The organism is Geodermatophilus sp. SYSU D00708, from assembly GCF_054050115.1.
In genome coordinates this window covers 15,179-27,487 of sequence record NZ_JBJGYS010000020.1, presented here as the reverse complement: position 1 = coordinate 27,487, position 12,309 = coordinate 15,179, and the positions used below count along the sequence as shown (strand labels likewise).

At 73.9% G+C, this 12,309-nt stretch carries 10 protein-coding genes; 6 read left to right on the top strand and 4 right to left on the bottom strand.

The genetic code is table 11. The features are described from left to right. The first annotated feature begins 20 nt into the window (after window positions 1-20). Window positions 21-905, top strand: coding sequence for a mycofactocin-coupled SDR family oxidoreductase (locus ACI79D_RS16860; RefSeq protein ID WP_456919598.1), 885 nt, complete (start codon window positions 21-23; stop codon window positions 903-905). Window positions 906-1,055: 150 nt separating this feature from the next. Here ACI79D_RS16860 and ACI79D_RS16855 read toward each other — a convergent pair whose 3' ends face one another. Beyond that, complete coding sequence (locus ACI79D_RS16855) at window positions 1,056-2,108, bottom strand: DUF389 domain-containing protein (RefSeq protein WP_456919597.1); 1,053 nt, start codon at window positions 2,106-2,108, stop codon at window positions 1,056-1,058. 229 nt (window positions 2,109-2,337) lie between these two features. Between ACI79D_RS16855 and ACI79D_RS16850 the strand changes: the two genes are divergently transcribed. After that, window positions 2,338-4,236 carry an alkyl/aryl-sulfatase gene (locus ACI79D_RS16850; RefSeq protein WP_456919596.1) on the top strand — a complete coding sequence of 633 codons (1,899 nt, stop codon included), beginning with the start codon at window positions 2,338-2,340 and terminating at the stop codon, window positions 4,234-4,236. A 417-nt stretch (window positions 4,237-4,653) separates the two neighbouring features. Then, a complete protein-coding gene (locus ACI79D_RS16845) occupies window positions 4,654-6,495 on the top strand; it encodes a BCCT family transporter (RefSeq protein ID WP_456919663.1) in 1,842 nt (613 codons plus the stop codon). Between the two features lie 88 nt (window positions 6,496-6,583). On the opposite strand, the gene ACI79D_RS16840 is transcribed toward ACI79D_RS16845, so the two are convergent. After that, window positions 6,584-7,195 (bottom strand): TetR/AcrR family transcriptional regulator, encoded by a 612-nt coding sequence (locus ACI79D_RS16840; protein ID WP_456919595.1) that lies wholly within the window; start codon window positions 7,193-7,195, stop codon window positions 6,584-6,586. Window positions 7,196-7,216: 21 nt separating this feature from the next. Between ACI79D_RS16840 and ACI79D_RS16835 the strand changes: the two genes are divergently transcribed. Continuing rightward, the gene (locus ACI79D_RS16835; RefSeq protein ID WP_456919594.1) at window positions 7,217-8,425 is read left to right on the top strand and encodes an MFS transporter; all 1,209 of its coding nucleotides are present in this window, start codon (window positions 7,217-7,219) and stop codon (window positions 8,423-8,425) included. On the opposite strand, the gene ACI79D_RS16830 is transcribed toward ACI79D_RS16835, so the two are convergent. Together ACI79D_RS16830 and ACI79D_RS16825 are read right to left on the bottom strand one after the other, a co-directional pair. Then, the gene (locus ACI79D_RS16830; RefSeq protein ID WP_456919593.1) at window positions 8,402-9,574 is read right to left on the bottom strand and encodes an NAD(P)/FAD-dependent oxidoreductase; all 1,173 of its coding nucleotides are present in this window, start codon (window positions 9,572-9,574) and stop codon (window positions 8,402-8,404) included. The genes ACI79D_RS16835 and ACI79D_RS16830 overlap by 24 nt on opposite strands. Next, window positions 9,571-9,891: a bifunctional 3-phenylpropionate/cinnamic acid dioxygenase ferredoxin subunit gene (locus ACI79D_RS16825; protein WP_456919592.1), complete on the bottom strand. Its 321-nt coding sequence runs from the start codon at window positions 9,889-9,891 to the stop codon at window positions 9,571-9,573. The genes ACI79D_RS16830 and ACI79D_RS16825 overlap by 4 nt, the downstream gene beginning before the upstream one ends. Before the next feature lie 131 nt (window positions 9,892-10,022). Here ACI79D_RS16825 and ACI79D_RS16820 point away from each other — a divergent pair, with 131 nt between their 5' ends. Continuing rightward, a complete protein-coding gene (locus tag ACI79D_RS16820; protein ID WP_456919591.1) occupies window positions 10,023-10,823 on the top strand; it encodes an IclR family transcriptional regulator in 801 nt (266 codons plus the stop codon). A gap of 327 nt (window positions 10,824-11,150) precedes the next feature. Beyond that, entirely contained in the window at window positions 11,151-12,272 is a 1,122-nt protein-coding gene (locus tag ACI79D_RS16815; RefSeq protein ID WP_456919590.1) for an aromatic ring-hydroxylating oxygenase subunit alpha, read from the top strand. Window positions 12,273-12,309: the final 37 nt, after the last annotated feature.

Here is a 12,309-nt window from a genome sequence, read left to right as displayed (position 1 = left end):
CACCTCGAGAGGGAGCGAGCATGAGCGGTCGACTCGCCGGTCGCGTCGCGTTCATCACCGGCGCCGCGCGGGGGCAGGGCAGGGCACATGCCGTCGCGATGGCCCGTGAGGGAGCCGACGTCGTCTGCCTGGACGTCCCGGACACCCTGGACACGCTGCCCTACTCCCCGGGCACGGCGGAGGACCTCAAGGAGACGGTCGCCGCCGTCGAGGCCCTGGACCGCCGGGCCATCGCCGTGCACGGGGACGTGCGCAGGCAGGAGGATCTCGATGCCGCCGTCGCGCGAGCCGTCAGCGAGCTCGGCCGGCTGGACGTCGTGGTCGCCAACGCCGGCATCTGGGCCCTCACCCCGGCGTGGGAGATCACCGAGCAGCAGTGGGCCGAGATGGTCGACGTCGTCCTCTCGGGTCCGTGGCGGACGGTGAAGGCGGCCGCCCCGCACCTGCTGGCCCAGGGGAGCGGATCGGTGATCCTCACGTCGTCGGTCAACGGACTCGAGGCCGGCCCCGGCTTCGCGCACTACACGGCGGCCAAGCACGGTGTCATCGGGTTGATGAAGAGCCTCGCCGTGGAGATGGCGCCGTACGGCGTGCGGTGCAACGCCATCTGTCCCGGGTTCGTCGACACGAAGATGAACGACTGGCAGGGGTCCTACGACATGATGGCCGGCCACCCGGGCGGCACTCCGGAGGACCGCGCGGAGAGCGCCCGGAACTGGCATGCGCTCGCCGGACTGGGCATGTTGACCCCTGAGACGATCAGCCGGGCCGTGGTGTTCCTGGCCTCGGACGACGCGGCCGACATCACCGGTGTCGCACTGCCTGTCGACGGCGGCCACATGGTCCTGCCCAGTTTCAACACCTCCCCGGTCCGCGAGCCGCTGTCCTGGGCGCCTCCCCGCTGACACCGCAGCCGGACGGGCGCGGTCAGACCGCGCCCGTCCCGGTCGCCCGGCCTCGCCGGGGACACGGTCGCCCGTCCGGGAGGCCGGGCGTCAGCGCCGGACGGGTTCACGGTCGGCCAGCTCCGCACTCCGGTGCGGCCCGCGACGTCGTCAACCGGCGGTCGCGGGCAGCTCTCGCGTGCCGCCGACCACCAGCGACAGCCGTGCCGGCACGGCGGCCAGACCCGCCGCGTCGAGGGCCTGGCGGAGCGAGTCGGCGTCGGCGGCCGGTGGTGGTCCCGCCGCGGCCACCTGCAGGACCCCCTGCCGGAAGTCGAGGCCCACGATCTGCCAGCCCTGCGCCGCCGCCCACCGTTCGGCGGCGGGACGGGCCGCACTGACGGAGTGCTGCGCCACGGCCACCTGGTAGCTGCCGATCGTCAGCGGCACGGCCACCAGGACCAGGAGCGCGGAGACGACGACCAGGGTGCGCCCGCGGAACCTGCCGACCTCCCGGCCGGCCCGCTGGGCGACCTCCCGGACGCGGAACCCCAGGAACACGGCGGTCCCGGTGGCGATGATCGCCGTGACGTTCGTGGCGAAGAGCAACAGCGCGCCCAGCGACTGCTCGGGGACGCCCGACTCGAGGGTGAGCCCGACGACGGCCAGCGGCGGCACCAGCGAGATGGCGATGGCCACGCCGGGCAGGGCGTCGGACACGTCGGAGCGGACGAGCGCGAACGCGCCGACGGCCCCGGTCGCCAGCGCGCTGACCAGGTCGATCAGGCGGGGGCTGACCCGCCCGGCCACCTGCGAGTTGGTCGCTGCGGTGATCGGCTCGGGCACCATCAGGCCGAGGAGCAGACCGAGGGCGACCACCGCCGCGGCGCCGGCGACGATGAGCTGGACGCTGCACAGCACCTGCCGGCGGTCGGCCAGGACGACGGCGAGCGCGGTGCCCAGGATCGGCGTCATGAGCGGTGCCACGATCATCGCCCCGATGACCGTGGCGTCGGAGTCCGCCACGATGCCCGCACCGGCGATGACCGCCGCCAGGACCAGCAGCACCCAGAAGCCCGACCGGGCGTACGTGTCGTGCAGGAAGAGCCGGCCGGTCATCCGCTCGATGTCGGCGGCGACCACCCGGGAGGCCGGCTCGGTCGTCGGGGTGCGCGAGTCGGGCAGCGGCGCCGCACCGGTCCCGCTCGTCGGGTCGTCGGCCATCCCGACAGCGTGGGCGGCACGCCGGCGGCCGACGCCGTCCGCGCCGGGTGATCCTCCCCGGCACCACCGGGCCGCCGCGGTGACCGGCGCGTCGGGCCCGGACACCGCGTGGGGCTCACCCGCTCGGGATGACGGCGACGCCCGAGCGGGCCGCCACCGTGGTCAGGGGCTGCGACACCGGCCGGCGCGGGACCGCCGGGTGCGCCCCGGCGGCGTGGATCGAGGAACGATGACCGACACCGACCTGCGAGCCGTGGCCAGTTCGATCACCGCTGCCGCGGCGGCGACCGAGGCGGCACTGCGGTTCGACGACCCGACGGACCTCGAGGACGCCCGCCGCGGGTTCGTCTCCGCGCTGACGCCCGGCCGGGTGCACGCCGCCGACGGACGGGTCGTCTGGGACGCCGACGCGTGGGAGCCGGTGCTGCGCACGCCGCGGCCGCCGTCGGTCAACCCCAGCCTGTGGCGGCAGGCCCAGCTGGTCGCGCTGCACGGCCTCTACGAGGTCGTCCCCGGCACGTACCAGGTACGGGGGCTGGACCTGTCGAACACGACCCTGGTCGAGGGCCGCGACGGCGTGATCGTGATCGACCCGCTGATCTCGGCCGAGTGTGCTGCCGCGGCGCTGGAGCTCTATCGGTCGGCACGAGGACAGCGGCCGGTGACCGCGGTCGTCTACACGCACAGCCACGTCGACCACTTCGGCGGGGTGCGCGGGGTCGTCTCGGGGGAGGACGTCGCCGCCGGCCGCGTCCCGGTCCTCGCGCCGGAGGGGTTCCTCGAGCACGCCGTGGCCGAGAACGTCTACGCAGGGACGGCGATGGCCCGTCGGGCCGCCTACATGTACGGCGCCGCCCTGCCGGTCGGACCCGCGGGACAGCTCGGAGCAGGCCTGGGCATGACCACCTCGACGGGCACGGTCACCCTCATCCCCCCGACGCTCGAGGTCACCGCCACCGGGCAGGAGGAGGTGCTCGACGGCGTCCGCCTGGTCTTCCAGGTCACCCCGGGCACCGAGGCGCCCGCGGAGATGAACTTCCTCTTCCCCGACACCGGGGCTCTGTGCATGGCGGAGAACGCCACCCACACGCTGCACAACCTGCTGACGCTGCGGGGGGCGCTCGTCCGCGACCCCCGGGTGTGGGCCCGGTACCTGACCGAGGCCATCGACCTGTTCGCCGACCGCACCGAGGTCGAGTTCGCCTCGCACCACTGGCCGACCTGGGGACGCGACCCCGTGGTCGAGCTGCTGTCGCTGCAGCGCGACCTCTACGCCTACCAGCACGACCAGACACTGCGGCTGCTCAACCGCGGCCTCACCGGCGCCGAGATCGCCGAGGTGCTGCAGATGCCCCCGGCGCTGGATCAGGCATGGCACGCCCGCGGCTACTACGGCTCGGTCAGCCACAACGTCAAGGCCGTGTACCAGCGGTACATGGGCTGGTTCGACGGCAACCCCGCCCACCTGTGGCAGCACCCGCCCGAGGCGGCCGGCCGCCGCTACGTCGAGCTCGCCGGCGGGGCAGACCGGCTCCTGGAGTCCGCGCGCCGCGCCTACGACGACGGCGACTTCCGCTGGGTCGCGGAGGTCGTGAGCCACCTGGTCTTCGCCGATCCCGCGAACCGGGAGGCACGCGAGCTGGAGGCCGCCGCGCTGGAGCAGCTCGGGTTCGGCGCCGAGAACGGCACCTGGCGCAACTCCTTCCTCAGCGGTGCGGCGGAGCTGCGCGGGGGGCGTGCCTCCACCCCGACCGAGACGGCCTCGCCCGACCTCATGGCCGCCCTGTCCCTCACCCAGGTGTTCGACGCCCTCGCCATCCGCGTGGACGGCCCGCGCGCGTGGCCACTGCGCACGACCATCGACTGGGAGTTCACCGACACCGGTGACCGCTACCGCACGAGCCTCGCCAACGGGGTGCTCACCCACGGCCCCGGGCCGGGCCGGGACGCGGCGGACGCCCACGTCCGGACCACCCGCGCCACCCTGCTCGCTCTCCTCGCCGGGGCGGCGCCGGCCGACCTCGCAGCGGCCGGTGACCTGGTGGTCGAGGGCGCCTCCGACGCGCTCGACCGGCTCGCCGGCGTCCTGGAGCAGCCCGACCCCGCCTTCGCGATCGTCCTGCCCTGAGACCTGGACGCCGGCAGCCCTGACCAGGTCTGCGGTCGCCGTGCGGCCGCTCCGGCGCGGGTGCGGCCGACCGCTGCCGGCCGCCCTCCGGTCTCGCCGCGCACGCCTCCGCCGCACGCGTCGGTCAGCGGGCGAGCCGCGGCCTCGTTACGCCCGGATGACGCAGAGCCCGTCTCGTGCGGAATGTGTAAAGAATCACTGTGGACCCTTGTTCCGGGCCAGAGCCTCTGGTTCCCTCATGCGAAGTCGGTCTCGGATGACGCAACAAGACAGGGGAGTGTCATGGAGAAACCGCGGAGCGAGAACCCCTCGTCCTCTCGCCCGGTGAGCCGGTCGGGGCCCGGGGATCCTGCAGCGCCCGACGTGGCCGGCGGAGCGGGAGCCGAACACGTCCCCGTCGACGCCACGGACGTGACCGTGACCGGGACCCACCCGGCCATCGCCGAGCCACCTCCCTGCGTCGCCGACCGGCACTGGGCGGTGGACCGGGTGCTGTTCGCCATCGCCGCGGTCATGGCGCTCGGCTTCGTCGCCTGGGGCTTCGCCACCCCCACGGGCCTCGGCACGGTGAGCGGCTCGGTCCTCGGCTGGATCACCGGCAGGCTGGGCTGGTTGTTCGTGCTGCTGGCGTCGGCCTTCGTCGTCTTCGTGATCTGGCTGGCGGCCGGCAAGTACGGACGGATCCCGCTCGGGCGTGACGCCGAACGGCCGGAGTTCCGCACCATCTCGTGGATCGCGATGATGTTCAGCGCCGGCATGGGCATCGGGCTGATGTTCTTCGGGGTCGCCGAGCCGCTGTCGCACTTCGTCGCCCCGCCGCCGCTCACGTCCGAGGCGGAGAGCGCTCAGGCGATCCAGACGGCGATGGCGACCACGCTGTTCCACTGGACGCTGCACCCGTGGGCGATGTACGCCGTCGTCGGGCTGGCCATCGCCTACGGCACCTTCCGCAAGGGCCGCCGCCAGCTGATCAGTTCCGCCTTCATCCCGCTGCTCGGCCGGCGGCGGGCCGAGGGCCCGGTGGGTCGGGTCATCGACGTCCTGGCCATCTTCGCGACGCTGTTCGGGTCGGCGGCCTCCCTCGGGCTCGGTGCGCTGCAGATCGGCAGCGGGGTGGAGATCCTCGGTTGGGCCGGGGACGTCGGCAACGGCGTCCTGGTCGCCATCATCGCGATCCTGACCGCCGCCTTCGTCGCCTCGGCCGTCTCCGGCATCGAGCGCGGGATCCAGTGGCTGTCCAACACCAACATGGTCCTGGCCCTGCTGCTCGCCGTGTTCGTCTTCGTCCTCGGCCCGACGATCTTCATCCTCAACCTGATCCCCGACGCGATCGGCAGCTACTTCTCCGACCTCGGCGAGATGGCCGCGCGCACGGAGGCCACCGGCGGGGACGCGATGGCCACCTGGCTGCGCGGCTGGACGGTCTTCTACTGGGCCTGGTGGATCAGCTGGACGCCGTTCGTCGGGCTGTTCATCGCGCGGATCAGCCGCGGGCGGACGATCCGGCAGTTCGTCACGGGCGTGCTGCTGGTGCCCAGCCTGGTCAGCCTGCTGTGGTTCGCCGTGTTCGGCGGAGCCGGGATCGCCGCCCAGCGCGACGGCCTCGACGTCGCCGGCCAGGGCACCACGGAGGGTCAGCTGTTCGCCGTCCTCGGGCAGTACCCCCTGGCCACCGCCGCGACCGTGCTCGTGATGGTCCTCGTGGCGATCTTCTTCGTGTCCGGTGCGGACGCGGCCTCGATCGTGATGGGGTCGCTGTCGCAGCGCGGCACCCTGGAGCCCAGCCGCTGGGTCGTCGTGTTCTGGGGCGTGGTGATGGGTTCCGTCGCAGCGATCATGCTGCTCCTCGGGGAGGACGGCGCCGCGCTGACCGGGCTGCAGAACCTGACGATCATCGCGGCCCTGCCGTTCGCCCTGGTGATGGCGGCGATGGCCGTGAGCCTGGTCAAGGACCTGCGGCGCGACCCCATCGTGCTGCGGGGCAACTACGCCAACCTGGCGATCGAGCAGGCCGTCGTCGACGGCATCAGCCGCCACGGCGACGACTTCGTCCTCATGGTGGAACCCGCCCGGATCCCCGGCGCACCGGACACCCCGGGCGTGCCGCCGCCGGCGTCCCCGACGGGTCCGGAGCCGCTGGGCCGGCTGCCCATCAGGCCGAGCGGCAACTTCGTGGCGCCGGTCGAGGGCCCGTCCGTCCCGTCCCAGGGGCAGCCCGAGGCCGAGCCCATCGGCCGCCCGCTCGATCCCCGCGACTGAGGCCGGATCGGCAGGGAGCGAGCCTCCCGGCACCGGAGCTGCTGAGACTGCTCAGGTGCCGGGAGGCTCGCGGCCCGTCGGGGTGTCCTCAGCCGGAGGAGGACGCCGGACGCAGCCGGCCCACCAGCCAGTCCGCTGCCGCCTGCCGGGCGCGCTGCACCGGATCGCCCGTGTCCAGTCCAGGGGTGGCGGCCTGGCGCGCGAGCCGGGCCAGCGCGCCGTCGTAGAAGGCCAGCAGACCGTCGGCGACGTCGGTGGGCCTGTCGGCGCCGGCGGACTCGGCCAGCCGGTGGAGGCGCTCGGTCAGCAGCCGCGAGTCGGCGGCCAGCCACTGCCGGCCGGGATGGCCCGGCGGGAGCTCGGTGGCCGCCGCGAGGAACGCGCACCCGCGACGGTTGCCCTCGGCGTCGCGGTAGCGCGTGACCGCGTCGAAGACCGACAGCAGCCGGTCGACCGGATCGGTCCGCTCGTCGAGGACCTCGTCCCAGGTCTGCTGCCAGCGCCGGAAGCGGTCCTCGAGGTAGGCCGCGACCAGTCCGTCCTTGCCGGAGAAGTGCGCGTACAGGGTCGCCGGTGACACCCGGGCGCGGGCCAGGACGGCGTCCACGCCGGTCGCGGCGATCCCGGACTCGTAGAACAGCTGCCCGGCGGCCGCGAGCAGCCGCTCCCGGGCCGGTCGGCTCGCGGCGGCGGTGGGCACCGGCCTAGCATAACGATCGTTATGCTGAAACGATCGTTACGGTCGGCTCGCGGCCCGGACGCCGGGCGGGCGCCGGGCGCGCTGGTGGTCAGCGGACTGCTGGTCGTCGCCGTCACCTACGGCCTGACCCGGTACGGGTTCGGCCTCTACCTGCCGCAGTTCCGCTCGGACCTCGGGCTGACGCCCGGTGCCGCCGGGGGCATCGCCGCGAGCAGCTACCTCGCCTACTGCGCCGCTGCCGGGCTGGGCCTGTACCTGGTCGGCCGGGGCCGGGCGCGTCCGGCCCTGTGGTCGGCCGGTCTCAGTGCCGCCGCGGGGTCGCTGGCGGTCGCGTCCGCCGAGGCGACACCGGTCCTGGCGATCGGCGCGCTCGTCGCCGGCAGCGGAGCCGGTGCCGCCAGTCCGGCACTGGTGGCCGCCGTGGCCGGGACGGTGTCGCCGGCCGCCGAGCCGCGCTCCCAGGCAGTGGTCAACAGCGGCACCGGGGCAGGGGTGGTCGCCGGCGGCCTGGTGGTGCTGGCCTGGCCGGGGGAGTGGCGGTGGGCGTGGGTCGCCTTCGCCGGGAGCGCGCTGCTCGTGACCTGGTGGGCCGACCGGTCCGCCTGCTGGCGCCCACCGGTGCCGGACCGCGACCGGCCGGAGTCCGGACTGCAGCCGCGGCGGCTCGTCCGCGCGCTGACCGCCGCGCTGCTCGCCGGGGCCGGTGGGGCCGGGGTGTGGACCTTCGGTGCCGACGTCACGACCGGGAGCGGACTGTCCGCCCGGGTCGCCGGGCTGCTGTGGTGCCTGCTGGGCGGTGCCGCCCTGCTCGGCGGCCTGAGCGGGAGCTCGGTGCGCCGAGCCGGCCTCCCCGCCGTCTGGCTGGCCTCGACCGGCCTCGCCGCCGCCGGCACGGGACTGCTCGCCTGGCGGCCGGGGTCCGTCGTGGTCGCCGCCGCGGCCCTGGCGCTCTTCGGCTGCGGGTTCGTGGCCCTGAGCGGCGTGCTGATCGTCTGGGGCAGCCGGCTCGCGCCGGGAGCGGCCGCCCAGGCCACGGCCCTGCTGTTCATCGCGCTGACCGTCGGCCAGGCCGCCGGCGCCGCCCTCCTCGGCGTCCTCGCCGACACCGCCGGGTCGCGGGCTCCGCTCGCCGCCGCCGCGGTCCTCGGAGCGGCCGCCGCGCTCGCCGCGCCGCGCGCCGGTGGCCGGACGGCGCCGGCGGGGCGGTCAGGACGGCGTGGGCACCGCTGAGCGCAGTTGCCGGCGCCACCGGGTGAACAACCGGGGCTGGTTCATCCCGAGGACGGCGACGGGCTGCCCGTCGCGCTCGTAGACCACCAGGAAGCTGCGGTCGGCGCAGCTGCCCTCCACCACGCGGGCGACGTCCCCCTCGCGGCGCGATCCCGCGAACTGGATGCGGGCCCCGTACTGGTCGGACCAGAAGTAGGGCACCGGGGTCGCCGCGGGCTCCCCGGCGCCGAGCAGGGTGGCGACCGCGGTCGCCGGTTGCTCGAGCGCGTGCGTCCAGTGCTCGGTGCGGACGTGCCGCTCGGCGGCAGCCGACCACACCGCGGCGCAGTCGCCGACCGCGACCACGCCCGGGGTGTTCGTCGCGCCGCGCGCGTCGGTGAGGACGCCGTTGCCGAGGGCCACGCCGGAGTCGGCCAGCCACTCGACGTTGGGCAGGGCGCCGATCCCCACGACCACCACGTCGGCGGGCAGGCGGGTGCCGTCGGTCAGCTCGACCGCCTCCACCCTCGCGGTGCCGACCAGGCCGGCGACACCGGTGCCGACGAGCAGCCGGGTGCCGTGGTCGGCGTGCAACCCGGCGCAGACCGCGCCCATGTCGGCACCCAGCGGACCGGCGAGCGGGACGGGCTGGGTCTCCACGACGGTGACCTCACATCCCAGCGTGCGGGCCGTGGAGGCGACCTCCGCCCCGATGAAGCCGGCGCCGATCACGACCAGACGTCCACCGGCGGCGAGGTCGGCGCGCAGGGCGACCGCGTCGTCCAGGGAGCGCAGCACGTGCACGCCGGCGAGCCCCTCGCTGCCGGGCAGGCGCCGGGCGCGGGCCCCCGTGGCGAGGACGACGCCGTCGGCGCGCACCGTGCTGCCGTCGTCCAGCAGCACCGTGCGGCTCGGGCGGTCCAGGCCGACCGCCGTGGCGCCCAGCCGCCACTCGAGGGAGAGGTCGTCGTCGTCGGGTGCGCCGAGGGCGATGTCCTCCAGCGAGGCCGTCCCGGCCAGGAACTCCTTCGACAGGGGCGGGCGGTCGTACGGGGCGTGCACCTCGTCGCCGATGACCACGATGCGGCCCTCGAAGGACTGCTCCCGCAGCGCACGCGCAGCCGAGAGGCCGGCCAGGGACGCGCCGACCACGGCGACCGTCGGGGTCATGCGGCACCGTCCGCGGGCACACCGGGCTGCACGTAGACCATGTCGTCCCGGACGACGACCGCGTGCGTGCGGACCGGCGTCTTGGCCGGTGGACCGGACACCTTGCCGGTGCGCAGGTCGAAGCACGAGGAGTGCAGGGGGCACTCCACGGCGCAGCCGTCGAGCCAGCCGTCGGCCAGCGAGGCGTCCTGGTGGGTGCAGGTGTCGTCGATGGCGTAGAAGTCGCCGTCGACGTTGAAGACCGCGATGGGCTCGTCGGCCGCTACTCGGATGGCCTCACCGGGCGGCAGGGCGGTCGTGGGACAGACCGGGATCATGGGCGCTCCAGCTCGTCGTTGTTGCATTACACGCAACGCAGTGCTGATAGCGCAACAGCCTGCTCGCGCTTCACCCCGTCGTCAAGAGGAAGGGGAGCGGGGGCGTAGCAGGGGCCACCTACCCTGAGATCATGAGTGAGCCGCAGGCAGAGAACGCAGAGCGGGGCTCGGTCGCCGTCGTGCAGTCCGTGGACCGCGCCTTGAGCGTCCTCGAGATCCTGGCGGCCCAGGGGGAGGCCGGCGTCACGGAGGTGGCGGCCGAACTCGGCGTGCACAAGTCCACGGCCTTCCGGCTGGTCGCGGCCCTCGAGAGCCGGGGCTTCGTCGAGCAGTTGGCCGACCGGGGCAAGTACCGGCTGGGCTTCGGCGTCGTGCGCCTCGCCGGCGCGGCCGCCGCACAGCTGGACATCGCGCGCGAGGGACGGCCGATCTGCGAGGCGCTGGCCGCCGAGCTCGAGGAGACGGTCAACATCGCCATCCTGGACGGCGACCGCGCGGTGAACGTCAGCCAGGTCCGCGGGCCGGCGGCCCTCAGCACGCACAACTGGGTGGGGCAGGGCACCCCGCTGCACGCCACGTCGAGCGGCAAGGTGCTCCTGGCCCACGCGCCCGACGCCGTCCGCAAGGGCGTGCTCTCCCGGGAGCTGCCGCGCTACACGCACACCACGACCACCGACCCCGAGGCACTGCGGCAGGACCTCGACCGGATCGTCGAGCAGGGATGGGGCAGCACCGTCGAGGAGTACGAGGTCGGCCTCAACGCCGTCGCCGCGCCCGTCCGGGGCGCGGACGGCGACGTGATGGCGGCGCTGAGCGTCTCCGGGCCGTCCTTCCGCATGGACCCGGCCGACTTCGCGCGACTGGCCCGGCGCGTGGTGTCGGGCGCCGACGAGCTGAGCCGGAGGCTCGGCTTCTTCAGCCAGACGCGCTGACCCGGCGGGGCGCCGCCCGCCCGGCGCCGCCCCGCCTCGCAGCGTTCCCTCGGGGCGTCGCCCTCGTTGCGCGGTGGGTGCACGCGGCGCGGACGGAGCGACCGCACGATCGCGTCGCGTGCGCACCCCGTCGCCCCCGCAGCCCTCGAAACGTCTCCGGGCACGTTTGCACCGTCAAGTTGTTGCGTAGAGCGCGACGCGCTCTGTAATGTGCAACACGCCGGTCGTCCTGAGCTCGCTGGCGGACGACGACCGTGGCTAGTCGCAGACCCGTGTTGTCCGACTTCCGGCGTCCCGCAGATCGCCGACGGAACCCCGAGGTGCCGTATGACCACCACCGAACAGCCCGCGAGCCTCATCTCCACGCTGCCGGGCCACTACTACACCGACCCCGCCGTCTTCGCGCTGGAGCAGTCGCACGTCTTCGAGGACATGTGGTTCTGCGTGGTGCGGTCCAGCGACCTGGCCAAGCCCGGTTCGTTCAAGAAGGTCCAGGTGGGCAGCGAGAGCGTCCTCGTCGTCCGCGGCCGGGACGGGCAGCTGCGCGCGTTCCTCAACATCTGCCGGCACCGCGGTGCGCAGATCTGCACGGAGGACTCGGGCGCGACCAACCGCGCCTTCCGGTGCCCGTACCACGCGTGGACCTACGACCTGGAGGGCAAGCTCATCGCGGCCCCCAACCTCACCAAGATGCCCGACATCGACCGGGTCGAGTACGGCCTGGTCACGGTGGCGCTGCGGGAGTGGCTGGGCTACGCGTGGGTGTGCCTGGCCAAGGAGCCCCCGTCCTTCGAGGACAGCGTCATGAGCGAGGTCGTCGAGCGCCTCGGCAGCGTGGAGGCGATCGACCACTACGACCTCGACTCGCTGTCCGTGGGCCGCCGCGTCACCTACGACGTCAAGGCCAACTGGAAGCTGATCATCGAGAACTTCATGGAGTGCTACCACTGCGCGACCATCCACCCCGAGCTCACCGAGGTGCTCCCCGAGTTCGCCGACGGCTACGCGGCGCAGTACTTCGTCGGGCACGGCGCGGAGTTCGGCGACGACGTCAAGGGCTTCACCGTCGACGGCAGCGAGGGCTTCGACCGGCTGCCGGGCGTCGACGAGGACCAGGACCGGCGTTACTACGCCATCACGGTCAAGCCGACGGTCTTCGTCAACCTGGTGCCCGACCACGTCATCTTCCACCGCATGTTCCCGGTCTCGGTCGACCGGACGATCGTCGAGTGCGACTGGCTGTACACGCACGAGGTCGTCGAGTCGGGCCGGGACGTGTCGCGGTCGGTGGAGCTGTTCCACCGCGTGAACGAGCAGGACTTCGCCGCCTGCGAGCGGACCCAGCCGGCCATGTCCTCCCGGGCCTACGCCAAGGGTGGCGTGCTGGTGCCCTCCGAGCACCACATCGGCGCCTTCCACGACTGGCTGACGCAGCGCCTGTCCCGCTGATGCAAGGGCCCTCCTGCCCCCACCGAGGGCAGGAGGG